The sequence below is a fragment of the Streptomyces violaceusniger Tu 4113 genome (assembly GCF_000147815.2).
Lineage (GTDB): Bacteria > Actinomycetota > Actinomycetes > Streptomycetales > Streptomycetaceae > Streptomyces > Streptomyces violaceusniger_A.
On record NC_015957.1, the window covers coordinates 6,662,393 to 6,686,570 of the forward strand.

Annotated in this window: 24 protein-coding genes and 1 riboswitch; of the genes, 11 read left to right on the forward strand and 13 right to left on the reverse strand. The window is 71.4% G+C overall.

Annotated features, from left to right (window positions below):
- Positions 1-178: 178 nt before the first annotated feature.
- Positions 179-538, reverse strand: a complete 360-nt coding sequence (locus tag STRVI_RS27115; RefSeq protein ID WP_086019701.1) for a thioredoxin family protein — start codon at positions 536-538, stop codon at positions 179-181.
- 182 nt (positions 539-720) lie between these two features.
- On the opposite strand from STRVI_RS27115, the gene STRVI_RS27120 reads away from it, so the two are divergent.
- Positions 721-1,452, forward strand: coding sequence for a lysophospholipid acyltransferase family protein (locus STRVI_RS27120; RefSeq protein WP_014058831.1), 732 nt, complete (start codon positions 721-723; stop codon positions 1,450-1,452).
- A 237-nt stretch (positions 1,453-1,689) separates the two neighbouring features.
- Here the strand turns inward: STRVI_RS27120 and STRVI_RS27125 are convergent, their stop codons facing one another.
- The 3 genes from STRVI_RS27125 to STRVI_RS27135 are packed head-to-tail and all read right to left on the reverse strand — an operon-like array spanning position 1,690 to position 4,981.
- Entirely contained in the window at positions 1,690-2,751 is a 1,062-nt protein-coding gene (locus STRVI_RS27125) for a threonine aldolase family protein (RefSeq protein ID WP_014058832.1), read from the reverse strand.
- Positions 2,748-3,530 (reverse strand): SDR family NAD(P)-dependent oxidoreductase, encoded by a 783-nt coding sequence (locus tag STRVI_RS27130; protein WP_014058833.1) that lies wholly within the window; start codon positions 3,528-3,530, stop codon positions 2,748-2,750. Before STRVI_RS27130 ends, STRVI_RS27125 begins: the two co-directional genes overlap by 4 nt.
- A gap of 53 nt (positions 3,531-3,583) precedes the next feature.
- Positions 3,584-4,981: a DUF6421 family protein gene (locus STRVI_RS27135; RefSeq protein ID WP_014058834.1), complete on the reverse strand. Its 1,398-nt coding sequence runs from the start codon at positions 4,979-4,981 to the stop codon at positions 3,584-3,586.
- Between the two features lie 308 nt (positions 4,982-5,289).
- On the opposite strand from STRVI_RS27135, the gene STRVI_RS27140 reads away from it, so the two are divergent.
- Positions 5,290-5,973: a glycerophosphodiester phosphodiesterase gene (locus STRVI_RS27140; protein WP_043236604.1), complete on the forward strand. Its 684-nt coding sequence runs from the start codon at positions 5,290-5,292 to the stop codon at positions 5,971-5,973.
- 42 nt (positions 5,974-6,015) lie between these two features.
- On the opposite strand, the gene STRVI_RS27145 is transcribed toward STRVI_RS27140, so the two are convergent.
- Positions 6,016-6,573: a GNAT family N-acetyltransferase gene (locus tag STRVI_RS27145; RefSeq protein WP_014058836.1), complete on the reverse strand. Its 558-nt coding sequence runs from the start codon at positions 6,571-6,573 to the stop codon at positions 6,016-6,018.
- Positions 6,574-6,695: 122 nt separating this feature from the next.
- Here STRVI_RS27145 and STRVI_RS27150 point away from each other — a divergent pair, with 122 nt between their 5' ends.
- Positions 6,696-7,088, forward strand: a complete 393-nt coding sequence (locus tag STRVI_RS27150; RefSeq protein ID WP_014058837.1) for a VOC family protein — start codon at positions 6,696-6,698, stop codon at positions 7,086-7,088.
- 236 nt (positions 7,089-7,324) lie between these two features.
- Here the strand turns inward: STRVI_RS27150 and STRVI_RS27155 are convergent, their stop codons facing one another.
- Positions 7,325-7,744 carry a PPOX class F420-dependent oxidoreductase gene (locus STRVI_RS27155; RefSeq protein ID WP_014058838.1) on the reverse strand — a complete coding sequence of 140 codons (420 nt, stop codon included), beginning with the start codon at positions 7,742-7,744 and terminating at the stop codon, positions 7,325-7,327.
- 215 nt (positions 7,745-7,959) lie between these two features.
- Here STRVI_RS27155 and STRVI_RS27160 point away from each other — a divergent pair, with 215 nt between their 5' ends.
- The 6 genes from STRVI_RS27160 to STRVI_RS27190 all read left to right on the forward strand — a co-directional run bounded on the left by STRVI_RS27160 (position 7,960) and on the right by STRVI_RS27190 (position 15,474).
- Positions 7,960-8,610, forward strand: a complete 651-nt coding sequence (locus tag STRVI_RS27160; RefSeq protein WP_014058839.1) for a DUF5134 domain-containing protein — start codon at positions 7,960-7,962, stop codon at positions 8,608-8,610.
- 109 nt (positions 8,611-8,719) lie between these two features.
- A complete protein-coding gene (locus tag STRVI_RS27165; protein WP_014058840.1) occupies positions 8,720-9,655 on the forward strand; it encodes a M56 family metallopeptidase in 936 nt (311 codons plus the stop codon).
- Positions 9,656-9,819: 164 nt separating this feature from the next.
- Positions 9,820-10,509 carry a phosphatase PAP2 family protein gene (locus STRVI_RS27170; RefSeq protein ID WP_014058841.1) on the forward strand — a complete coding sequence of 230 codons (690 nt, stop codon included), beginning with the start codon at positions 9,820-9,822 and terminating at the stop codon, positions 10,507-10,509.
- Entirely contained in the window at positions 10,506-11,474 is a 969-nt protein-coding gene (locus STRVI_RS27175) for a pirin family protein (RefSeq protein ID WP_014058842.1), read from the forward strand. The genes STRVI_RS27170 and STRVI_RS27175 overlap by 4 nt, the downstream gene beginning before the upstream one ends.
- A gap of 605 nt (positions 11,475-12,079) precedes the next feature.
- The gene (locus STRVI_RS56475) at positions 12,080-14,500 is read left to right on the forward strand and encodes an MFS transporter (RefSeq protein ID WP_014058843.1); all 2,421 of its coding nucleotides are present in this window, start codon (positions 12,080-12,082) and stop codon (positions 14,498-14,500) included.
- A 260-nt stretch (positions 14,501-14,760) separates the two neighbouring features.
- A complete protein-coding gene (locus STRVI_RS27190) occupies positions 14,761-15,474 on the forward strand; it encodes a GNAT family N-acetyltransferase (protein WP_014058844.1) in 714 nt (237 codons plus the stop codon).
- 181 nt (positions 15,475-15,655) lie between these two features.
- On the opposite strand, the gene STRVI_RS27195 is transcribed toward STRVI_RS27190, so the two are convergent.
- From STRVI_RS27195 to STRVI_RS27215, 5 genes are all read right to left on the reverse strand, one after another.
- Positions 15,656-16,168, reverse strand: a complete 513-nt coding sequence (locus tag STRVI_RS27195; protein WP_014058845.1) for a copper chaperone PCu(A)C — start codon at positions 16,166-16,168, stop codon at positions 15,656-15,658.
- 73 nt (positions 16,169-16,241) lie between these two features.
- Positions 16,242-18,059 (reverse strand): heavy metal translocating P-type ATPase, encoded by a 1,818-nt coding sequence (locus STRVI_RS27200; RefSeq protein WP_251982745.1) that lies wholly within the window; start codon positions 18,057-18,059, stop codon positions 16,242-16,244.
- A 60-nt stretch (positions 18,060-18,119) separates the two neighbouring features.
- Entirely contained in the window at positions 18,120-18,500 is a 381-nt protein-coding gene (locus tag STRVI_RS27205; protein ID WP_014058846.1) for a VOC family protein, read from the reverse strand.
- Between the two features lie 664 nt (positions 18,501-19,164).
- Positions 19,165-19,926, reverse strand: coding sequence for a CbtA family protein (locus STRVI_RS27210; protein WP_014058847.1), 762 nt, complete (start codon positions 19,924-19,926; stop codon positions 19,165-19,167).
- A 21-nt stretch (positions 19,927-19,947) separates the two neighbouring features.
- Entirely contained in the window at positions 19,948-20,169 is a 222-nt protein-coding gene (locus STRVI_RS27215; RefSeq protein WP_014058848.1) for a CbtB domain-containing protein, read from the reverse strand.
- A gap of 36 nt (positions 20,170-20,205) precedes the next feature.
- Positions 20,206-20,354: riboswitch (cobalamin riboswitch) on the reverse strand.
- A 98-nt stretch (positions 20,355-20,452) separates the two neighbouring features.
- On the opposite strand from STRVI_RS27215, the gene STRVI_RS27220 reads away from it, so the two are divergent.
- Both STRVI_RS27220 and STRVI_RS27225 read left to right on the forward strand, forming a co-directional pair.
- Entirely contained in the window at positions 20,453-21,382 is a 930-nt protein-coding gene (locus STRVI_RS27220) for a cobalamin-binding protein (RefSeq protein WP_014058849.1), read from the forward strand.
- 109 nt (positions 21,383-21,491) lie between these two features.
- Complete coding sequence (locus tag STRVI_RS27225; RefSeq protein WP_014058850.1) at positions 21,492-22,787, forward strand: MDR family MFS transporter; 1,296 nt, start codon at positions 21,492-21,494, stop codon at positions 22,785-22,787.
- Here STRVI_RS27225 and STRVI_RS27230 read toward each other — a convergent pair.
- Both STRVI_RS27230 and STRVI_RS27235 read right to left on the reverse strand, forming a co-directional pair.
- Complete coding sequence (locus tag STRVI_RS27230; RefSeq protein ID WP_014058851.1) at positions 22,760-23,452, reverse strand: M24 family metallopeptidase; 693 nt, start codon at positions 23,450-23,452, stop codon at positions 22,760-22,762. The two genes, STRVI_RS27225 and STRVI_RS27230, sit on opposite strands and share 28 nt — an antisense overlap.
- A 53-nt stretch (positions 23,453-23,505) precedes the next feature.
- Positions 23,506-24,150, reverse strand: coding sequence for a LysE family translocator (locus STRVI_RS27235; protein ID WP_014058852.1), 645 nt, complete (start codon positions 24,148-24,150; stop codon positions 23,506-23,508).
- Between the last annotated feature and the right edge of the window lie 28 nt (positions 24,151-24,178).

The following is a 24,178-nucleotide window of genomic DNA, read 5'->3' on the forward strand; positions in this document are numbered from 1 at the left end:
CGGAGGTACGGGCGGGGGGCGGTGCTTGTCGTCGTTCGCTCACCCGCCCGGACACCGTGCGCCGGCGGTCCGCACCGGGTTCTCGTGCCGACGTCCGCAGAGAAGGAGTCCAGGCCACATGATGTTCACCCTGGCCACGTCGGGTGCGGACCGTCAAGTGGGTCCGGGGCGCGGTGGCTCACACGGCATCACCCAGAGCGGCGATGACATCGGCCCGGCGCGGCTGCCCGGAGGCCCGCCGCACGATCCGCCCGGCCGCGTCGAGCACCAGCACGGTGGGGGTACGGGCGATGCCCAAGGCCCTGACGAGCTCCAGCCGCGCCTCGGCATCGATCTCGATGTGCGCCACCCCGTCGACCATCGCGACCACCTCGGACAGCGTCCGCCGGGTGGCCCGGCAGGGCTGGCAGAAAGCGCTGGAGAACTGGAGCAGCGTCGCCCGCTCCCCCAGCTCCGCGCCCAGCTCGGCGGCGCCCAGCCGCCGGCCTCCGTCGCCGTCTCGCACCTGTCTCCTCCCGATCGGACCTCCCCCGTGCAGCGTTACGAGCGGCCCGGAGATTCCCCGGAGGCCGCCGACGTGATGAGGATCTCCCGGCCGGGCGGCGCCGTCCGGTAGCACATCGAGACGACATCGGGCACCATCTCCCAGAAGCCGGAAACCTACGGCCGCGTAACTTCCGCCGGGAGAACCCTCCCAGGGCATACGACGAAGGGTCCTCAATGGCAGAGCTCGTCTACCCGCCGGTGATCGGCATGGCCCGCACCATGTTCAAGGCGCTCGATCTGCGCTTCGACATCAAGGGCACGGAGAATGTCCCGCAGGCGGGCGGCGCGGTTCTGGTGAGCAACCATATCGGCTATCTCGACTTCGTCTTCTGCGGGCTGACCGCCCTTCCGGCGAAGCGGCTGGTGCGGTTCATGGCCAAGGAGTCGGTCTTCCGGCACAAGGTCTCCGGGCCGTTGATGCGCGCGATGAAGCACATTCCGGTGGACCGCGCGGCGGGCATGGACGCGTACAAGCACGCGCTGAAGGCGCTGCGCTCCGGCGAGATCATCGGGGTCTTCCCGGAGGCGACGATCTCTCGGTCGTTCGCCCTCAAGAACTTCAAGTCCGGCGCGGCCCGGCTGGCGCAGGAGGCGGGCGTCCCGCTGCTGCCGATGGCGCTGTGGGGCACGCAGCGGCTGTGGACCAAGGGGCAGAAGCGGGCGCTGGGCCGCCACCACTTCCCGATCACGATGCGGGTCGGCGAGCCGATGGAGGCCGACCCGACCGAGCCCTCGGACACCCTGACGGAGCGGCTGCGCGGCCGGGTGCAGGAGCTGCTGGAGGCGGCGCAGCGGGCGTATCCGGTGCGGCCCAAGGGCCCGGACGACACCTGGTGGGTCCCGGCCCATCTGGGCGGCACCGCACCCACCCCGGCCGAGGCGCTGGCCCTGGACCGGAGCCGGTGACGAAAACCTGCGCGGGCGGGCCCCGGCGGCCCGCCCGTACCGCACCCGGGTCCTGGGCCCGTACCGCACCGGGCCCTAGGGTCTGTCGTTTGGATCAGGCCGGATCAGGGAGCGGGGTCTGGTGCGTGCAGCTGCAAGGCGGAGGAGGGAGTCGACGCGGAGCGTCGGCGAGTGACGACAACGCCGCAGATGCGCGTGCCAGACCCCGCGAGCCCGGCCTGATCCAAACGACAGACCCTAGCGGCCCATTTCCTCCTTGACGGCGGTGATGAAGCCGTCCACGTCCTCCTCCGTGGTGTCGAAGGAGCACATCCAGCGCACATCGCCCGCGGCCTCGTCCCAGAAGTAGAAGCGGTAGCGCTTCTGGAGGCGCTCGCTCACCTCGTGCGGGAGGCGGGCGAAGACCGCGTTGGCCTGGACCGGGTGGAGGATCTTCACTCCGTCCACCGCGCGCACCCCGTCGGCCAGCCGCTGGGCCATGGTGTTGGCGTGACGGGCGTTGCGCAGCCACAGGTCGCGGGCGAGCAGGGCCTCGAGCTGGACGGAGATGAACCGCATCTTGGACGCCAGTTGCATGGACAGCTTGCGCAGATGCTTCATGGCACCCATCGCGTCCGGGTCGAGGACGACGACGGCCTCGCCGAAGAGCATCCCGTTCTTGGTGCCGCCGAAGGACAGGATGTCGACGCCCGCCGCATTGGTGAACGAGCGCATCGGCACGTCCAGGGACGCGGCCGCGTTGGCTATCCGGGCGCCGTCGAGGTGGACCTTCATCCCGCGCTCGTGGGCGTGATCACAGATGGCGCGGATCTCGTCCACCGTGTAGACGGTGCCGAGCTCGGTGTTCTGGGCGATCGAGACGACCTGCGGCATCGCCCGGTGCTCATCGTCCCAGCCCCATGCCTGGCGGTCGATGAGCTCGGGGGTGAGTTTGCCGTCCTCGGTGGGGACGGTGAGCAGCTTGAGCCCTCCGACGCGCTCGGGCGCCCCGCACTCGTCGACGTTGATATGGGCGGTGTCGGCGCAGATGACCGCGCCCCATCGGTCGGTGAGCGCCTGCAGGGCGACGACATTGGCGCCGGTTCCGTTGAAGACCGGGAACGCCTGTGCGTGCGGGCCGAAGTGGCTGCGCATGACGAACTGCAGATGCGCGGTGTAGTCGTCCTCGCCGTAGGAGACCTGATGGCCTCCGTTGGCGAGCGCGAGGGCGGCGAGGATCTCCGGGTGGGCGCCGGCGTAGTTGTCGCTGGCGAAGCCGCTCACCTCGGGGTCGTGGTGGCGACGGGCGTCGGTCCTCACGGCTTGGGGGTCAGCCACAGGCGGGTTCCGTTCACTTCCTGGGCGGGCTGGTCCCAGAGTCCGGTGATGGCCTCGGCCAGCTCCTTGACGTCCGTGAAGCCCGCGAACTTCGCGTTGGGGCGCTCCGCCCGCATGGCGTCGTGCACCAGCGCCTTGACCACCAGGATGGCAGCGGCCGCCGAGGGGTCGCCCTCGCCCCCCAGTTTGCGGAAGGAGTCGGCGAGCGCGAGCGTCCATGCCTCGGCGGCGGCCTTGGCGGCGGCGTACGCGGCGTTGCCCGCGGTGGGCTTGGCCGCGCCCCCCGCGCTGATCAGCACAAAGCGTCCCTTGCCGCTGCGCAGCAGGGCGTCGTGGAAGGCGAGGGAGGTGTGCTGGGCGGTCCGGATCAGCAGATTGTGCAGGGTGTCCCAGTCGGCGAGCGGGGCGTCGGCGAAGGTCTTGCTGCCGCGCCAGCCGCCGACCAGGTGGATCAGCCCGTCGACCCGGCCGAACTCCTTCTCGGTGCGGTCGGCCCACGCGCGGGCGGCGTCGAGGTCGAGCAGGTCGACCGTCTCGCCGGTGACGCTGGCGCCGCCGTGGGCGTAGCGCGCCGCGTCCACGGCCTCGGCCAGCCGCGCCGGGTCGGAGTCGGAGGCGACGACGGTGGCGCCGGCCTCGGCGAGGCGGAGCAGCGTGGCCCGGCCCGCGGGGCCGGCCGCGCCGGCCACCGCCACCACCGCACCGTCCAGCGGCCGCTCGCCCGGTTCGTTCGGGCTGGGGCTCGACGTCGGTGTGGTCATGCTCGCTGCCTCCTCGTCCTTCCCCGCTCGGCGGCTGTCCGCCGTCGCGGGGCTCATGCCGCCGCCGGTAGGTCGCTGCCGGCCGTGATCCCCTTGGTGGAGACGACCACGTCACGCAGCTTCTTCGCAAGCGCCTCGTAGAACATGCTCAGCGGAAACTCGTCGGGGAGCACGTCATCGACGAGCTTGCGCGGCGGCTGGGTCAGGTCCAGGGCTTCCGGGCCCTTGGCCCAGACCGAGCCGGGGTGAGGTGCGAGATACGTCGACACCAGCTCGTACGCCTTGAACCAGTGGACCAGTTTGGGGCGGTCGATGCCGTCGCGGTAGAGCTTCTCGATCTCGCCGCAGAGCTGGTTGGTGACCTGCGAGGCGCGGGACCAGTCGATATGCAGGGTGTTGTCCGTCCAGCGTACGACGTCGTGCTGGTGGAGGAAGGCGAAGAGCAACTGGCCGCCGAGCCCGTCGTAGTTGCGGACCCGCGCGCCGGTGACGGGGAACCGGAACATCCGGTCGAAGATCACGGCGTACTGGACGTCGCGGCCCTGGGCGACCCCCTCGGCCTCCAGCTTCACGGCCTCCTTGAAGGCCGTGAGGTCGCAGCGCAGCTCCTCCAGCCCGTACATCCAGAACGGCTGCCGCTGCTTGATCATGAAGGGGTCGAACGGCAGGTCGCCATGGCTGTGGGTGCGGTCGTGGACCATGTCCCACAGGGCGAATGCCTCCTGGCAGCGGCGCTGGTCGGCGAGCATGTCCCGGATGTCCTCGGGGAGTTCGAGCCCGAGCGTCCGGACGGCGGCATCGCTGACCCGGCGGAAGCGGGCCGCCTCACGGTCGCAGAAGATGCCGCCCCAGGTGAACCGCTCGGGGGCCTCGCGGACGGCGATGGTCTCCGGGAAGAGCACCGCGGAGTTGGTGTCGTAGCCGGAGGTGAAGTCCTCGAAGGCCAGGCCGCAGTAGAGCGAGTTGTCATAGCGGGTGCGCTCCAGCTCGGCCAGCCAGTCCGGCCAGACCATGCGCAGCACCACGGCTTCCAGATTGCGGTCCGGGTTGCCGTTCTGCGTGTACATGGGGAAGACCACGAGGTGCTGGAGGCCGTCGGCGCGCGTGCGGGCGGGCTGGAAGGCGAGCAGCGAGTCGAGGAAGTCCGGGACGCCGAAGCCGCCCTCGGCCCAGCGGCGCAGATCCGCGACGAGTGCCCGGTGGTAGTCGGCGTCGTGCGGCAGCAGCGGGGCGAGCTTCTCGATGGCCTCGATCACCCGGGCGATGGTCGCCGCGGCGGTCTCGCGGGTGGGTGCGCCCTCGGCGTCGAAGTCGATGGAGCCGTCCTTGGACTGCCACGGGCGAAACGTTTCGACAGCGTCCTTGAGGGTCGGCCAGGCCGGATGTTCGACCACACGCTCTGCTGACAGAACGCCACCTTCAGCTATCGGGGACGAAAGAATTTCCGTCATGACGACTCCTTCACCGGAGAAACTTGCGTACGTCCACCGTATCCATCGGACACTCCTTCGCTCAAGCGACGGTACGGGAAATCGTCCTGCGCCACCCCCGTACCACCGCAGTTTTTCCTGCCCCCATGGGCCCGGCTCATGCCACGGCCCCGCTTGAGCAGTCCTGTCATGAGCGGCCGGTATGGTGTGCGCCGGTCCGGCGGCCCGCCCGCCGAGAGCCGACGAATCTGCCTCCCCACTGCCTCCCCCCGACCCGACGAGACGACCCGACGACGGCCGTCAAGGGCCGTCAGAAGAGCGAGACAGCGTTGACTTTTCTCACCATCGGACACCGCGGAGTGATGGGCGTCGAGCCGGAGAACACCCTCCGATCCTTTGTCCGCGCCGAGCACGAGGGCATGGACGTCATCGAACTGGACCTGCACCTCAGCAAGGACGGCGCGCTCGTGGTGATGCACGACGCGGACGTCGACCGCACCACCGACGGGAAGGGCCCGATCAGCGACTTCACCCTCGCGGAGCTGCGTGAGCTGGACGCCGGGGAGGGTGAGCGGATCCCGGTCTTCGAGGAGGTCGTGGACGCCGTCAAGGCGCCGCTCCAGGCCGAGATCAAGGACACGGCGGCCGCCCGGGCGCTGGCGGAGGTGCTGGCCGGCCGCGATCTGCTGGACCGGGTGGACGTCCTGTCCTTCCACGACGAGGCGCTCGCCGAGATCCGCACCCTGCTTCCGACCGCCCGCACCGCCCTCGTGGCCAGCCGCTACGGCCTCGATGTGATCGACCGGGCGCACGCCGTCGACGCCGGGATGCTGGTGCTCAACATCCGCAGGGTGACCCTGGAACTGGTGGAGCGGGCGCACGCCGCCGGCCTCAGGGTGATCGGCTGGACCGTGAACACCCCCGACCAACTGAAGCTGGTCCGCGGCCTCCGCCTGGACGGCGCCACCACCGACTTCCCGGAGATCCGGCGGGCGGCCCGCTTCACGGCGTGACGCCCTCGCGGGCCACCTTCACCCGTACGGCGTAAGCGGCGCTCAGTCGAGGGGCTTGACCAGCAGCTCGAACTCGAGGTCGGTGCGGCGCGGCACGCCGACCCGCTCATTGCCGTACGGGAACGGGGTCCGCTCGCCGGTACGGGCGTAGCCGCGCCGCTCGTACCAGGCGATCAGCTCCTCACGGGCGGTGATCACCGTCATATGCATCTCCGTCGCACCCCACTCCGCCCGCGCGAACCGCTCGGCCTCGGCGAGGATCGCCTTGCCCAGGCCCTCGCCCTGCAGCGCGGGCCGGACCGCGAACATGCCGAAGTAGGCGTGATCGCCGCGGTGCTCGAGCTGGCAGCAGGCGATCAGCTCACCGCCGCGCTCGACGATCACCATGCGGCTGTTCTCGTCCCGAACGACGGTCGCGACGCCCTCCGGGTCGGTGCGCCGCCCGGCCAGGAGATCCGCCTCCGTGGTCCATCCGGCGCGGCTGGCGTCCCCGCGGTAGGCCGACTCGATCAGGGGCACCAGCGCCTCCACATCGGCCTCGGTGGCCGGGCGGAAGGCGAGTGGGGCGGTGGCTCGCACGGTGGCGTCCGCGGTGTCCATGGCGTCGGAAGGGTCCCTTCGGAGGCGGAAGTGGGGTCGGGGGGGCGGAGGGCGGTCGGCGGTGGTGGCGGCAAAGTGACCTTAACCTGCCCCAAGCGGGTCGGGTTGCGTAAGGTCGCGGCATGGTTCACGTACTGAGCAGCCGCATTCTGCTGCGGCCGACGGACCCCGAGCGCTCCCGGGCGTTCTACGGCGAGGCGCTGGGTCTCGCGGTCTTCCGGGAGTTCGGGACGGGCCCCGAGCGGGGCACGGTCTACTTCCTCGGCGGGGGCTTCCTGGAGGTCTCCGGCCGCTCCGACACCCCGCCCGCCCCGGGCCCCCAGCTCTGGCTCCAGGTCGCGGACGCGGCGGCAGCGCACAAGGAGCTCACCGCGCAGGGCGTCGAGGTGCTGCGCCCGCCGCAGAAGGAGCCGTGGGGGCTGGTGGAGATGTGGATCGCGGATCCGGACGGACTCAAAATCGTTATCGTCGAGGTGCCAGAGGATCATCCGATTCGCTACCGGCCAGGGATCTAGCAGCGGATCGCGGATCCGGTCGGCGTGCGTATCGCGGTCGTGGCGGTCCCCGAGGACCATCGATGCGCTACCGGCCCTGACGCCTTCCTGACCCGTTCCTGGAGTCTTTACGTACACATCGCCCGACAGCGGCCGGACGCCCTGCCGCCGCTCGGCCGCCCCGGCGCCGTCCGCCCGCCCGCCCCGGCTCGCGGTGGCCGGGCGGGGTGGGGCAGACGGCGGGCGGTTCCGGGAAATCAGCCGGGCTGGCTGTTCTCCTTCTGCTCGCCCCAGCCGTGCCAGCGGTCGATCTCGATCCAGGCGCTGACCCGGCGGCGGTCCCGTTGCGGGTAGTCCTTGCCGAGGTATTGCCGGGACAGCCGATCGATTCCGGACAGGTCCTCGTCATCCTGGAGCTCGACGACCCGGCCGATGAGGCTGATGTGGTTGTACCAGTTCGCCTCGTCGAGCACGGTGAGCGAGACCCTGGGGTCGTTGCGGATATGGCTGAGCCGCTTGCGGCCCTCGTCCATGTTGACCAGGACCCGGCCGTCGTCCCAGAGGTACCAGGTGGCGGTGGACACCGGCTGGCCGTCGGACCGGATCGTCGCGATCACGGCCGGGTTGGGCTTCTTGAGCATGGCGACCGCGGCCTCGGGAAGCGGTGGATTCGACACGGGCTCTCCTCCTCGTAGAACGGCTGTTCACGTCCCGTGGTGCGGCGGAGGGCTGCTTGATCCACGGGCCGCACCTCTCACGGTGCCATACCGCGCCTCGCGCCCCTTGCGACTCCGCGCGCCGCGCGCTCCCCCACTGCGTCCATGCGCTCCCATGTGTGGCGCCGCGGCAGGGGATGTCTCCTGGTATTACGTCCCCCTTCGGGAGGTGTGCCGTGCACGGAGCTCCGCTCGTCGGCTGGCTGCTGGTCGCGCTGTGCGCGGCCACGGGTGCCTACTGTCTGCTTCAGATGCGCGGTGAGCCGCCCGGGCCGGGGCGGCGAACAGCGGGCGCCGAGGCACTGATGGGGTGGGGGATGGCGGCGATGGCGGTGCCCCCCACCGTGCTGGACACGCGGCCATGGGGTCCGCCCGCGTTCGCGGCGGTCTTCGCCGTGGCCGCCGTAAGGGCTCTGCTGCCGATGGTGCGCGGCGCGGGGCTTCCCGGGCACCGGCTGCATCACGCCATCGGGGCGCTCGCGATGGTCTATATGGCGCTCGCGATGACGACGGGCACCACGGGCGGCCACCATCACACCGGCCAGATGGCACCGGGCCGGATGGCGGGCGGGGTGCCGCTGCTGACCGGGGTGCTGCTCGTGTACTTCGCGGTCTACGTCGTACGGTCCGGGCTGCGGCTCGTACCGATGACGGACGGCGCGCTGGACGGCGCCGGGGCCGGAACCGTGGACGATGCGGGGGCCGGTGCCGGGCTCGGCGCGGCGGCAGGCCCGCCCCGTATCGGCTGGTCACGGCGGCCCGAGCTGCGGCATGCCTGCCGGCTGTCGATGGGGATAGGGATGTGCGCCATGCTTCTGACCGTGTGACCGGGCGGCGGGCCGGGCCGTAGCCGCGCCCGTAGCCGCACCGTGGTATGCGTCACTTCCCCGTCGTGAACGTACCCGGTCCGAGCTTCGCGATCATAGGGTGACCGCCATGTTGGTCCCGTTCGCGCTGATGGGCCTCGGCGCACTGGCGGCGGCAATGGCGCCGCGCCTGCTGTCCCGCTCCGACTGGATCGACCGCGAACCTGTCCTCGCCCTGTGGGTGTGGCAGTGCGTGGTCGTCGGGGTGCTGTTGTGCTGCGCGCTGACCATGGCGCTCACCGCCGCGGCCGCCTGGGAGGCCGTGCGCGGCAATGTCTTCGCCCCCGCGCCCAAGGGCGTGGTGGAGGCGTACGCGCTCTCCGGCTACGGGCCGCTGGCCGCGCCCATCGCTCTCGTGCTCGCCCTCGGGGCCGTCTGGAGCGCGGTGATGCTCACCCGCGAGATCGGCCGCGCCCGCGCCTGGCGCAGGCAGCACCGGGCCGAACTCCTCGTCCGCTCCCCCGTCTTGCCCGGTGAGGAGCCCAGCGGGGAGCGTCTGGTCGTCCTGGAGGGCGACAAGCCGGACGCCTGGTTGCTGCCGGGCACCACGCCCCAGCTCGTCATCACCACGGCGGCGCTGCGCCGCCTCAAGGGCCGTCGGCTGGACGCCGTCATCGCCCATGAGCAGGGCCACGCCCGCGCCCGCCACCACTGGCTGCTGCACTGCTCGGGCGCGCTGGCCACCGGCTTTCCGCAGGTGACCATGTTCGCGGCGTTCCGCGACGAGGTGCACCGGCTGGTCGAGCTGGCCGCCGACGACTCCGCGTCCCGGCGCTTCGGGCGGACGACCACCGCGCTCGCGCTGGTCGAACTCAACGAGGACCGCGGGGTGTTCGGCCCCGGCCCCAGCGCGCTCGCCCAGGTCCCGCAGCGGGTGGACCGGCTACTGGCCCCGGCCTCCCGCCTCTCGGTGGGGCGCCGCTGGCGCCTTACGGCCACCGCGGCACTCGTCCCGGCCGTCCCGCTCCTGGTCACCCTCGTCCCGGCGCTGCGGGTGCTGGGGTAGCCGTTCGCGGCACACGGCTCCTGGCTCCGGCGGTCAAAAGGGCCTCTTGCCTCCCGCCGTGCCGCGGGCCTCCTGACCCGGAGCCGTCACAAGAGCCTCCTGGCCCCGGAGCCGCCACCGGGGCCTCCTGGCTCCGAGACCCGCCCGTGGGCGATCATCGACCCATGCAGCCGGCAACCCTCCACCGCCGAGCCGCCCGCACCGCGGCCGTGCTCACCGCGCTCTTCCTGGTGCTACTCGCCCTGGTGGCCGCCCATTGGGGGCCCCTGGGGAGCGTCGACCGGGAGATCGTCGTCGCCCTGCACCGCTCCGCCGTGGAGCACCACGGCTGGACCCGGACCAACAGAGTGCTCACGGACTGGATCTGGGATCCCTGGGCGATGCGTGCGCTGCTGGCCGTGGCCGTGGGGTGGCTGCTGTGGCGGCGGGAGCGGCGGCTCGCGCTCTGGGTCGTCGGCACGGCGGCGGCGGGCACGGCGCTGCAACAGGCGGTGAAGGCCGCCGTCGACCGGGAGCGCCCCCGGTGGCCGGATCCAGTGGACTCGGCACACTACGCGGCGTTCCCCTCCGGCCACGCCCTGACCGTGACCGTCGCCTTCGGGCTGCTGCTGTGGCTGATGACCCTGCACGGCGCCCCGGCGAAGTGGCTGCGGCTCATGGCCGCCGTCGCTGCCGTGTCCGTGCTGGGCGTCGGCTTCACCCGCCTGTATCTGGGCGTCCACTGGCCCAGCGATGTGCTGGGCGGCTGGCTGCTGGGCGCGGCGCTGGTGTACGGGGCGATCACCGCGTACGGCTACGCCCAGAGCCATACGAGTGAGCACGAGTCGTCCCCTGATGGGAGAGTGCGGTCATGAGCAATCTCGATGTGAGGCCCTCGGCGACCGTATGCGGCGGCCGCGATGACGTCACCGCCCAGCCGGTGCGCGAGCTGCTGGCCGCCAAGCAGGTCCCGCTGGGCGAATCCACGGTGGTGCGCCGGCTGCTGCCCAGCCTCGGGCGGCGCATGGTCGGCGCCTGGTGCTTCATCGACCACTACGGCCCGGACGACATCGCCCAGGAGCCGGGCATGCAGGTCCCTCCGCATCCGCATATGGGGCTGCAGACGGTCAGTTGGCTGCACGACGGCGAGGTGCTGCACCGCGACAGCGTCGGCAGTCTGCAGACGGTGCGCCCCGGCGAGTTGGGGCTGATGACCTCGGGCCGGGCCATCGCGCACTCCGAGGAGTCCCCGCGCGAGCACGCCCGCCTGCTGCACGGGGCCCAGCTCTGGGTCGCGCTGCCCGACGGCGACCGCCATATCGCCCCCATGTGGGAGCACCACGCCGAGCCGCCCCGGGTGACCGGCGGCGGAGGGCTGCGGGCCACGGTCATCCTCGGCGAACTGGACGGCGCGGCCTCGCCCGGCACCACGTTCACCCCGCTGATGGGCGCGGACATCGCCCTCGCGGCCGGCACCGACACCCGGCTGCCGGTGCGCCCCGACTTCGAGTACGCGGCGCTCACCATGTCCGGCGAGGCCGAGGTCGACGGGGTCCGCCTCGCCCCCGGCTCCCTCCTCTACCTCGGCTGCGGGCGCACCGAACTGCCGCTGCGCGCCGATGTGGACAGCGCGTTCATGCTGCTGGGCGGGGAGCCCTTCGAGGAGAAGATCGTGATGTGGTGGAACTTCATCGGCAGGTCGCAGGACGATATCGCTCAAGCCCGTGAGGATTGGATGGCCGGGCCGAGATTTGGGGAAGTGAAGGGGTACGACGGAGACCGACTGGACGCTCCGGAGCTGCCTCCTGTGCCGCTGAAACCCCGGGGTCGAGTGCGCTGAACTGTCCATTCAGGGAGTAGGCCGAGCACAGCCGGGCGAGCGGCCGAAGCTGGGGGCGGGGCGGCCATCGGCGCACCCGATCCGCCCGGCTTGCCTATTGCACGAATGCGAACACGCTCGGAAGCACCGTGAGCGTCCTGCATGAGTCGCATGTTTCGTCATCTGCGGGCAGCTTTGGTCAGACACCAGAAGAGACACCGCGGGCACCGACTTCAACCGGGACTTCGACCTGGACACCCGCAAGGAGTACCACCCCCTGTGGCTGGCGCACGGCGCGCTGTCCGAGACCCTGCTCGACTGCGACGACGTCAGCGAACTGCTCACCGCCTCCCTCGCCCAGCTCCTGGCCCGCCCCGGTGTCACCGGCAACAATCTGGTGTTCCACGGCGCCGGCGGGATCATCACCTCCCCCGATCAGCGCCCATCCGTCGGGGTGCGCGAGTGAGCTGACTTGAGCGCTGGGCGCCGACGCGTTCCGGCACCGCGCCCTCGACCACTCCAATTGCGAAACGTTGCCGTTTCGCTTCACAGGCCTTACGCTCATTCAAGTATCGAAACGAAACGGTTTCGTTTGCCTGTGTCAGCCACCCCCCTGGATTGGTTTCATGTCTCAGACCTCGATGGCCGAGGGTGCCAGTTCCACGGCCCCGCCCGCCCGGGAGGCGCGCCACGCCTCCAGTAAGCGCTGGTGGATCCTCGGCATCATCGGCATCGCCCAGCTAATGGTCGTGCTCGACGCCACCATCGTGAACATCGCGCTGCCCTCCGCCCAGCAGGACCTGGGCTTCTCCGACGACAACCGCCAGTGGATCGTCACCGCCTACGCGCTGGCCTTCGCCTCCCTGCTCCTGCTCGGCGGACGCATTGCCGACCTCTTCGGGCGAAAGCCGGCATTCCTCATCGGTGTCGCCGGCTTCGCGGGCGCCTCGGTCCTGGGCGGCGCGTCCAACGGCTTCACGATGCTGGTGGTGGCCCGCGCCCTGCAGGGTGTGCTCGGCGCGCTGCTCGCACCGGCCGCCCTGTCGCTGCTCAACACCACGTTCACCGACGCCAAGCAGCGTGCGAAGGCGTTCAGCGTCTACGGTGCCATCGCGGGTGCGGGCGGCGCGGTCGGGCTGCTGCTCGGGGGTGTCCTGACCGACGCGTTCGATTGGCGCTGGACGCTGTACGTGAACGTCGTCTTCGCCGTCATCGCCTTCATCGGCGGCTGGGCGCTGCTCGGCAACCAGCGCGACGCCGCGGGCGCCAAGCTCGACCTGCCCGGCACGCTCCTGGTCTCGGCCGGTCTGTTCTCGCTCGTCTACGGGTTCTCCAACGCCGAGACACACGACTGGGACTCCCCGCAGACCTGGGGCTTCCTCGCCGCTGGTGGGGTGCTGCTGGTGCTGTTCGTCGCCTGGCAGGTACGGGCCAAGCACCCGCTGCTGCCGATGCGCGTGCTGCTCGACCGTGACCGCGCCGCGTCCTTCATCAGCGTGCTGATCACCGGCGCGGGCATGTTCGGCGTGTTCCTGTTCCTCACGTACTACCTGCAGCTCAACCTCGGCTTCAGCCCCACCAGGACCGGCGTCGCGTTCCTGCCGATGATGGCCACCCTGATGGTCATGGCGCAGATCTCCACGACCATCCTTGTACCGCGGATCGGACCGAAGATCGTCATCCCCGCCGGGTTCGCCGTCGCCGCCGTCGGCATGGCCTGGCTGACCGAGATCGGCCTTGATTCCAGCTTCTCCAGCGACGTGCTGCCGCAGCTACTGCTCATCGGCGCGGGCCTGGGCGCCGTGATGCCGCCCGCCATGTCTCTGGCCACCAGCGGGATCGCCGCCGAGGACGCGGGCGTGGCCTCCGCCACCGTCAACACCATGCAGCAGGTGGGCGGTTCGATCGGCACCGCGCTGCTCAGCACCCTCGCCGCCAGCGCCGCGACCGACTACCTCGCGGACCACAGCCCGGCGAACCAGCCGACTCAGGCGCAGGCCACGATCGAGAGCTATACCACCGCGTTCTGGTGGTCGGCGGGCCTCTTCGGCGCCGGTGCGGTCATCGCCCTCCTGCTCCACCGGGGTCGGGCGGCGCGGCAGGTCCCGGACATGGCTTCGGCCGAGTCCGCGGCCGTCACGGTCCCCGCTCCCGCCGCTCCCGTCGTCGAGACGGAGAAAGTGCCGAGCCTGGTGGGCATGGGCCAGCCGGTCGGCGACAACCAGACCCGGCGTCTGACGGCCGTCGCGTCGGTCGCCGGTGCTGACAGGCCGCGGTCCGCCGGTGGCGGGAGCCCGCTGCGCGGTTTCGTGCGCGGCGCCGAGTCCGCCCCGGTCGCCCGGGCCGCGGTCACGCTGATCTCCCTCGGGGGACGGCAGTTGGGCCGCGCGGTCGCCCAGGGCGACGGCTCGTACGGTGTCGACGCCCCCGGCGCCGGCTCCTACGTCCTGATCGCCTCGGCCGACGGCTACCAGCCGCAGGCCTCCACGGTGGTCGTCGGCGAGGGCCCGGTCACGTACGACATCCTGCTCAGCGGCACCAGTGGCCTCAGCGGTGTGGTGAAGGCCGCCGAGAACAAGGCGCCCGTCGTCGGTGCCATGGTGATCGTGACGGACGTGCGCGGTGACGTGCTCGCCACCGGGCTCTCCGGCGAGGAGGGCGAGTTCATGTTCGCCGAGCTGGTGCCCGGTCCGGTGACCGTCGCGGTGAACACGGCCGGACACCGTCCGGTGGCGCTGCCGGTCGAGGTCGGCGGCACGGGTGTCACCCGCGTCGAGATCGAGCTGAACTCCGGCTCCCAGGTGCAGGGCACCGTACGGGCCTCGGGCAAGGCGTTGAACGACGCCCGGGTCACGCTGATCGACGCCGCGGGCAACATGGTCGCGACCTCGACCACCGGTGACGACGGCGCGTACGCCTTCACCGACCTGGACGGCGGCGAATACACGGTGATAGCGACCGGCTACCCGCCGGTGGCCACGCACCTCACCGTGCAGGGCAGTGGCTACGACGGCCACGACATCGAACTCGCTCACCCCGGCGAGTAGTCGAGACCCCGGGCCACCTGAAGGTGCGGTCGCGATCGACATCCTCGAATCGCTGATACGCGGGTGACCCGCCGTCCGCCACGTCGACCCGGCGCTGTCGTCCGAAGGCCGACCCCAGATTCCAGGCGTGCTGCCCGGCCCTACTAGAGTCCGATCGCGGACAGGTGATCGGCGAGGCTCCGTCGCACCGGCCGCGACACCCGGAGGTCGCAGCGCACGGCAGGGCGCCACCTCACGTTCAACACGAAGGGCACTGCACCATGGCGGGCGGCAACGCTGTCGTACTCGACGATCCGGTGGGCGCGTCACTCCGTGGCCACCACGCGCACCTCGCTCGCGGACGCGGCCGGGCCGTCACCTACCTGCCGGGAGTCGCGACCTTCTCCGCGGTGCCCGCCGAGCCGGGAGCGGCGGAGTGGGCCGATCTCACCCGGCTGCTGGGGCAAGGCGAGTTCGCGGACATGTTCGACTGCCCGTCGATCCCGCCGTCGCACTGGGAATCTGTCTTCGTTCTCGAAGGGCGCCAGATGATCTGGCCGGGCCCCGGCTCGGGGGTCCCTTCCCAGGCCGAGGCCGGCACTGGCATGGTCGAACTGGGCCCGGACGATGTGCCCGGGATGCTCGACCTGGCCGGGCGGACCCAGCCGGGGCCGTTCTGGGCGCGCACCCTCGAACTCGGCACCTACCTCGGCATCCGCGACAACGGCACGCTGGTGGCGATGGCGGGGGAACGGCTGCGGCCCCCGGGATGGACCGAGATCAGCGCGGTCTGCACCGCCCCCGAAGCCCGCGGGCGAGGCTACGCCGCCCGCCTGGTCAGCGCGCTCGCCGCGCGCATCGTGGCCCGGAACGAGCGTCCCTTCCTGCACGTGGCCGACACCAACACGGCTGCCATCGCGCTCTACGAACGGCTGGGCTTCGAGACCCGTAAGCCGGTGACGTTCCGCGGGTTCCGCACCCCGGTCAGCTCGTAGCGCTCGCGCTGCGGCGGCCGGTGGTGCCCGGCGTCGCGGCCAGGACGTCGTGGGCCGCGCGTTCCGCGGCGGCGAGGGCGCCTTCGATGTGTCCGGCGTGCCCGCTCGCCGCCTCGGTCGACGCCCAGTGCAGCCGGCCGTCGAGCTCACACGTGCCGAGCCGGGTGCCGCCCGGGCGTGATCACCTGTCGCCGGGGCGCACGACGACGGCGATGGTCTCGACACGTCCACTGTGTTCGAAGCGGAGAGTGAAGGGCACCAGGTCTCCGGCCCGCCAGCGGGCCGTGGCCGGGACGGTCACATCGCTGGTGAACGGTGACATGTCGAGCGTGCCACCCGCCGGAACCGGCAGGGAGTCCGCGACCTGCCGGGAGGCGGCGCCCCGCCCGGTCATCCGGTGGCGGCTGAGCGAGATCCCCTCCGCGACGGCGGAGGAGGTCACCTCGACCAACCGGTCCTGCCCGCCGCCTGTGTTGGTGATGCGGAAGAACGCGGCGGTCCGGGGCACTCCCGGGGCGGGGAGGAAGAGCTGTGCGTCGGTGATACCGATACGTGGGGGCCTGCCCGCGTTGCCCGAGGCGGTCCATGTGGCGAGGCCGCCCAGTGCGAGGACACAGGCCCAGAACGGAGCGGCCGCGGCCAGCAGGGAGTCCGTGAGGCGACGGCGGGTGGGCGTCCAGGAGGGGGTCGTCATCGAGCGGGTCTCCACCTCGGTGTCGGGTCGCCGCTGCGGGCGGGCAGGCCACCAGCGGCGGCGTACATGGGCGTCACAGGGGCTTCCGGGCGGCAGGCGCGGCGGGCCGGGAGGGGCGTGGGCCGGTCGGCGACGGTTGCCAGGCGCGCAGCCGCAGGCTGTTGCCGACCACGAGCAGCGAGCTGACCGACATCGCGGCCGCGGCGAGCATGGGGTTGAGCAGGCCGACCATGGCCAGCGGTACGGTCACGACGTTGTAGCCGAACGCCCAGAGCAGATTGACGCGGATCGTGCCGAGCGCACTGCGGGCGAGGCGGACCGCGTCCGCCAAGGTCTCGATGTCACCGCGTACCAGCGTCACGTCGGCCGCCCCGATCGCCACATCCGTGCCCGTGCCCATGGCGATGCCGAGGTCGGCGCCGGCCAGCGCGGCCGCGTCGTTGACCCCGTCACCGACGACGGCGACCCGGTAGCCCTGCTCCCGCAGCTCGCGGACGAGGGCGGCCTTGTCCTCCGGGGTGCAACGGGCGTGCACCTCCTCGATACGGAGATCGGCGGCGACGGCGCGGGCGGGCGCCTCGCGGTCGCCGGTGGCGAGTACCGGGCGCACGCCCAGGCGGCGGAGCCGCTCCACGGCCCGGTAGCTTCCCGGTCGCAGCACATCTCCGACCTCGATCAGTGCCTCGGTCGCGCCGTCGACGCGGACCACGACCGGTGTACGGGCGGCGGTCTCGGAGGCCGACAGTGCTTGAGCCAGTGTCGGGGGCAACTCGTCGTCCGGGGCCAGGACTTCGATCAGTCGGCCCGCCACCCGCCCGCGCACGCCCTTGCCCGGCAGCGCGATGAAGTCGGCGACGGCCGGGAGGGACTCTCCGGGATCGGTGCGCCGGGCGTGGGCGGTGAGGGCACGCCCCAGCGGGTGTTCCGATCCCTGTTCGACCGCGCCCGCCAGCCGGACCAGTTCCTTCTCGCCGAGTCCGCCCGGCACGGCGGTGACCCGGGCGACACTCATATGCCCGGAGGTGAGGGTGCCGGTCTTGTCCAGCACGACGGCGTCGAGGTGCCGCAGCCCCTCCAGCGCCTGCGGTCCGCTGACCAGGACGCCCAGTTGGGCGCCCCGGCCGGTCGCCGCCATCAGCGCGGTGGGGGTCGCCAGGCCCAGCGCGCAGGGGCACGCCACGACCAGGACGGCCACGCTCGCGGTGATCGCGGCCTGCGGCTCGGCACCGGCCCCGAGCCAGAATCCGAGGACCGTGACGGCCAGGGTGAGCACGACCGGGACGAAGACGCCCGCGGCCTTGTCGGCGAGCCGCTGCGCCCGTGCCTTGCCCGCCTGGGCATCGGTCACCAGCCGGGTGATCCGGGACAGTTGGGTATCGGCGCCCACCGCGGTGGCCCGCACCAGGAGCAGGCCCCCCGCGTTGATGGCACCGCCGATCACGGGCGTGCCGGGGCCGACTTCCACCGGCTCGCTCTCCCCGGTGACCAGGGAGAGATCGACGGCCGAGCTGCCCTCCACCACCGTGCCGTCGGTGGCCATGCGCTCCCCGGGCCGGGCGACGAAGACCTGGCCGACCCGCAGTTCCTGGATCGGGATCAGGCGCTCGCCCTCGCCGTCGCGTACCGACACCTCTTTCGCGGCCAGCCGGGCCAGGGCGCGCAGTGCCGCGCCGGTCCCCCGCCGGGCCCGTGTTTCCAGGAAGCGGCCGGCGAGGACGAACAGCGGTACGCCGACGGCGGCTTCCAGATAGATATGGGCGACGCCGTCCGAGGCGGTGGGCACCAGGCTGAAGGGCATCCGCATGCCGGGATCCCCGGCCCCGCCGAAGAACAGCGCGTAGGAGGACCAGGCGAAGGAGGCCGCGACACCCAGTGACACCAGGGTGTCCATGGTCGCCGCCGAGTGTCGCAGGCCGCGCGCCGCCCGCAGATGGAAGGGCCAGGCTCCCCGTCAGAGTGCCGCGAGACGGGCCTTGAGCAGGCAGAACTCATTGCCTTCGGGATCGGCGAGGACGTGCCACTGCTCCTCCCCGGTCTGGCCGATGTCGGCCCGGCGCGCACCGAGCTTCAGGAGGCGTTCGAGCTCGGCGTCCTGATCGCGGTCGGTGGCGTTGACGTCGATGTGCAGCCGGGATTTCCCGGGCTCCGGCTCGTCTCTGCGGCTGAGGATGATCGTCGGCTGCGGACCGCCGAACCCTTCGCGCGGCCCGATCTCCAGGGTTCCGTCGTCCTCGCGATCGAGCACCACGAAGTCCAGGACCTCGCACCAGAACCGCGCCAGCACCTCGGGGTCGCGGCAACCGAGCACGAGTTCACTGATACGACATGCCATCGACGAAACCTACTCTCAGCGCGGGAACTGCCGGGGTGGCCGCGCGCGGATCTCAGAGGCTCCCCGCAGTGCGGACTCTGGGGACCGTACCGGGCGAGGCGAGCAGTGGCGAACGGATTTCAGGCCCACGCCCGTCGGGACGCTCGTCAGGGCTGGGACTGGGGCTGGGGCTGGGACTGGGGCGGAGCCACCAGCGTCGTGGACGGCCGAGTACAGCCACCGCGGAGACACGCAGCCAGCCCCACCGCCACAGCACGAGCCACACCCCCACGGCGCAGAGGGCGTTGACCAGGGTGGCACCGAGGTCCGGATACCACGAGGGCGCCAGCGGAGGCGTCCAGCCGGTCCAGATCTTCGGCGCTGGTCCGCCGCGAGGCGAGGACGGCCGCTTCCGGTTCGAGGAGCCGTCGCAGGCGGTAGGTGTCCTGGAGGTCGCCGAGGTCCGTCGGCTTGACGAAGGTGCCGCGCCGCGGGACGGCAGCCGGGCGTGCTCGGCAGCGGCGTCGAGCTCAGGCGCATGTTCGCGCTCGCCGGCCGCCGGCCCTGCCTCATCGCGGAGACGCCGACCAGCCTGTACACCTGCCGGCTGCGCCGCCGTCGGATGTCCTGGAACGCGAGAGGGCCCCCGGATGGTTCCGTGGGCCCTCGTACGCCTGAGGCATCGTCAGTGCGTGGCGGTCGCCACCGACCGGCCCTCATCGGCCGTCGTAGGCTTGGGATTCAGCAACCGCTCGGCAAGCTCACCGAAGAGTAGACCGAAACCGCCCCACAAGATGACCTGCATGGCCAGCGCGGACAGCCGGAACCGCCACAGCACAGTGGCGGGGAAGTCCCCCGGCACCTCGTTGACCACAGGAAGGAAGGCATACGCCAGCCCGATCACCACGGCAAAAGCAGCCACCGCCGCCACGGTCGCGTACCAGGTGCCCAGCCTCGGAGCCAACCGCTTGCCCAGAATGGTCGCGGCGACCGCGAGAAGCACACTGAGCAGCATCATCAGGAAATACAGCGTCGTGCGCTTGCCGATCGTGTCGCCGTTGCCGACCGCCGGCGGATTGGCCGGGTACTTCAGAAACGGCACCACATAGACCGCCAGCAGCGCACCCCCCGACAGCAGCAGCGCGGTCGCCCGCGGGGTGAAACGGCCGACACGGCCCAGGGCGACGCAGTACGCGAGGGCCGCGATACCGCCGAAGGCGATCCCGTAGACCAGGACACCGGTGGCCAGCCCGGCCGTGGACTGCACACCACGCGAGACCAGCTCGACCTCGTGCTCATGCGCGGGAGCGTGGGCCCCCTCGAAACTGATCGCGCGATCGACGCTCGGCTCACCGAGGAAGTAGGCGGCGACCAGGGCCAGCACACCGGCCCCCAGACCGGCCAGCATGCCCCGGACGAGCAGATTTCTCACCATTGCGGAGTTCATGACTGTGCGGCGCCCCTCGCGTCAGTGGCAGGGGAAGCCGAGCAGATGACGGGCGTCATGCACCCACTCATGGACGTTCTCACCGGAAACAACGGCGGTGGCGCCCTGCTCGGCGCCGACGAAGTACAGCAGGACCAGCATCAGAATGCCGAAGAAAACCGCCCACGGAGCTATCGCCTTCAGCGGCAGCGTGGCGGGCAGTTCGGGGGTGGTGGCTGTGGGCTGCGCGACGTGCTGCGCCATGGCCAGGCCTCCTTAAGGGAGTTCGCGTCCCATCTCGGTGGAGCACAGGACGACGGTTACGGGTCTGACTCACAAGACATCCCGTCCGGGACCCCTCGTTCACAGTGGCGCGACCGTGCCGGTTTCCCACCGGCTTCCGTCTTACCGTCGTCGATATCGCACCGACCGTACCGCGTGTCGGGTTCATGGCCAAGACCGCCCACCAGGCGAGACGCTGCACTGGGGTGCCTGAGGACGGTGCGGGAGCCGGGGCGTGCCCCCGGGCAGGCCCTAAGGTCGCGGCATGCGCATCGTCTCCCTGCTGCCCGCCGCGACCGACATCGTCGCCGAACTCGGACTCGCCGAGCACCTGGTCGGCCGGACACACGAATGCGACTGGCCACCGGAAGAGGTGGCATCCGTTCCTGTGGTCACCGGAGCCGACCTCGACCAGAACACCCGCACCAGCCGGGAGATCTCCGACGCGGTCGGCGGATCCACACACTCCGGGTCGTCCCTCTACACCCTCGACACCGAAGCACTCGCGGCCCTGAGCCCCGACGTGGTGCTCACCCAGGACCTGTGCGAGGTGTGCGCCGTCTCGTACGAGAAGGTCAGCCGGGCCGTCCGGCTGCTCGACGCCGACACCCGCGTCCTCAGCCTGGAGCCACGCACACTCGACGACGTACTGGACTGCCTGGTCACCGTCGGTGAGCTGCTCGGCGTGCGCGAGCGCGCCGAGCAGCGCCGGGCCGACCTGCGCGACCGCCTCGAACGGATCCGCCGGTCGGTCACGGGCCGCGCCCGGCCCCGGGTCGTGGCGATCGAATGGCTCGACCCACTGTGGCCCGCCGGGCACTGGGTCCCCGACCAGATCACCGCCGCCGGCGGCGAACCGCTGCTCGCCACGTCCGGCGAGCACACCAAGCCGATGACCTGGGAAGCGGTGCGCGCCGCCCGGCCGGAGGTGGTGCTCGTCCTGCCGTGCGGCTTCCCACCCGAACGGACCCTGCGGGAAACGGAACTCCTCACCCGCCTCCCGGGCTGGACGGACCTGCCCGCCGTACGGGACGGGCGGGTCTGGGTGCTGGACGGGCCCGCCTACTTCAACCGCCCCGGCCCCCGCGTGGTGCGCGGAGCGGAGGTACTGGCCCACGTCCTCCACGGCGTACGGGCCGGGACGGCGGTCACGGCGGACGAGGCAGGCCTGTTCCCGGGCGCGCCCGGCCGGTGACGCGGGTCCGTCCATCGAAGAGCCACGGCAAGTGCTCAATGCTTCTTGCATACGATGTGCTGATGCATGAGATGCGCACCGGTCTTGGCTCCCTCCCGGACGACACCCCATGACGGACCTGATCCGCCGCGCCCTGACCGCCCGAGCCACTCGGGGCACGCCGACCGCGAAGTCCCCGCGCGAGCGCATCTGGAAGCACCTGTCTCCGCTTCTGCGGCTGCTGATCCTGACCCAACTCGCCTTCAATATCGGCTTCTTCGCGGTCCTGCCCTTCCTCGCCGAGCACCTGGGCACCGCGATCGGCATGGCGGGATGGATGGTCGGATTCGTCCTCGGTCTCAGGACCTTCAGCCAGCAGGGCCTGTTCGTGGTCGGCGGCTGGCTGGTGGACCGTTACGGCGTGCGCCCGGTGGTCCTGACCGGCTGTGTCGCGCGGATCGCGGGCTTCGTCTGGCTCGGGTACGCGGAGCGGACCTGGGCGGTGATCGGCGCGGTGCTGCTGATCGGCTTCGCCGCCGCGCTGTTCTCCCCCGCGGTGGAATCCGAAGTGGCCCGGCAGGCGGTGGCCTGGGAGGAGGAAGGCCGCGGTTCGCGCACCCGGGTCCTGGCCCTGTTCACCGTCTCCGGCCAGGCCGGTACCTTCGTCGGCCCGCTCCTCGGCGGACTGCTGCTCGGCGTGGACTTCCGCGCCGCGTGCCTCGCCGGAGCCGGGGTCTTCGTCTTCGTCCTCGCCGGGCACGCCTGGCTGATGCCGCAGCACATCCCCGGCCGGGTCCGTAACCGGGAGCGGGGTGGCGTCCGCGCGATGGTGCGCAACCGGCGATTCCTCGCCCTGTGCTGCGCATACGGCACCTATCTGCTCGCCTACAACCAGCTCTACCTGGCCCTGCCGGCCGAAGTGGAGCGGGCGGCGGGCTCCCAGGTGCCGCTGTCGTGGCTGTTCGCCCTGTCCTCGCTGCTGGTCGTCTTCGCCCAGCTCCCGGTCACCCACTGGGCGGGCAACCGGCTCGATCTGCGCCGCTCGATGACCATCGGGCTGCTCCTCATCGCCGCCGGTTTCGCGGTCGTGGCCGCCGCGCGCCCCGCCGCCTGGACGGGCACGGTCGGACTGCTGCCCGCCGCGGGCTACGTCGTGCTGCTCACCCTCGGCCAGATGCTGGTCGTCCCGGCCGCCCGCGCCTGGGTGCCCGACCTCGCCGAGAGCGGGCGGCTCGGCCTCTACACCGGCGCGCTGTCCTCCGTCTCCGGCCTGATCGTCCTCATCGGCAGCTCGGCCACCGGCTCCCTGCTCGACCTGGGCCTCCCGCCCGCCGCCCCCTGGCTCGTCCTCGCCGCCGTACCGGCCCTCGCGGTGACACTGCTGCCCCGCCGCCCGACTCAGCCCAGGGTGAGCAGTTCCTCGTAGAAGCCGCCGAACTCCCGTTCCCGGTCGACGAGGTGGATCTCCAGGATCCAGTGGCAGCGTCGTCCGGCCTTGTCGGTGCGCCGCAGCGGGGTGTCGTTGTCGGGCGTGATGTACGACTCCACGCGCGCGCCGTCGATCGTCTCGTGCGGGAACTCCCCGACCAGGTGGCCGGCGTGCCAGCCGCCCAGCTCCCAGCCGGCCTCGGCGGCCAGCCGCTCCACCTCGGCGTGCAACCGCTGCCCGGTGATCTCCGGGTCGCTCTCGAAGAACCGCTTGCCCGCGTCGAAGACCTTGGGCAGATCGTCCCGCAGCCGCCGCTTGACCGGGTCCTCGCCGAGGACGAAGGTCCGGCCGAAGTCGGCCTCGTACTCTTCGAAGATCGGCCCGAGGTCGGCGAACACGATGTCGTCCGTGCCGATCACACGGTCCGGCGGATTCTCCCGGTACGGCAGGAGCGTGTTCGGCCCCGAGCGCACGATCCGCTTGTGCCAGTGCCGGGTCGTCCCGAACATCTCGTTCGCCAGGTCCCGGATCCGGTCGCTGACCGCCCGCTCCCCCTCGCCCGGCGCCACCAGCCCGCGCCCCTCGATCTCCGCGAAGAGCCGTACGGCCTTCGCCTGGGCATCCAGCAGCCGTTCCGCGCGCGTGGGTTCGTCGTCTGCCATGGGCCCGACGCTAGGCTGCCAGATCGTTTCCCGGCAACCGAATTGGGCGGTCCTCAGTCGGCGCGGCCGGTCGCCGCCACCGTCAGGCCCAGGCCGATCATCGCGAGGCCGCCCGCCCCGCCGATCATCGAGAGGCGGCGGTCCGAGCGGGCGAACCAGGAGCGGGCCGCCGAGGCGCCCAGACCCCACAGGGTGTCCGTGACCAGGCCAATGGTGATCGGGACCAGGCCCAGCACCATCATCTGAACGGGAACATGACCCACCGAGTGGTCGACGAACTGCGGTAGCACCGCCGCGAAGAAGACGATGCCCTTCGGGTTGGTGACGCCCACCAAAATGCCGTCCAGAATCGAACGCAGATCACCACGCCGCTCATGGGCCGGAGCGTCCATGTTCGCCGCCCGCATCTCCCTGCGGTGCCGGAACGCCTGCACACCCAGGTAGACGAGATACGCCGCTCCTGCCAGCTTCACGCCCATGAACAGCGCCACCGAGCTCTCCACCAGCGCGCCGAGGCCCCACGCGACGGCGATCACCAGGGCGTAGCAGCCGATCACATTGCCGAGGACCGTCGCGAGCGCCGTGCGGCGGCCGTGTGCGAGGGCCCTGCCGACCACGAACAGCACACTCGGCCCCGGGATCACGATCACCAAGAGCGACATCGCCGCGAACGTGAGAACACTCTCCGTGGACACCACGTGTCCGCCACCTCCTGAATCGCTCCGT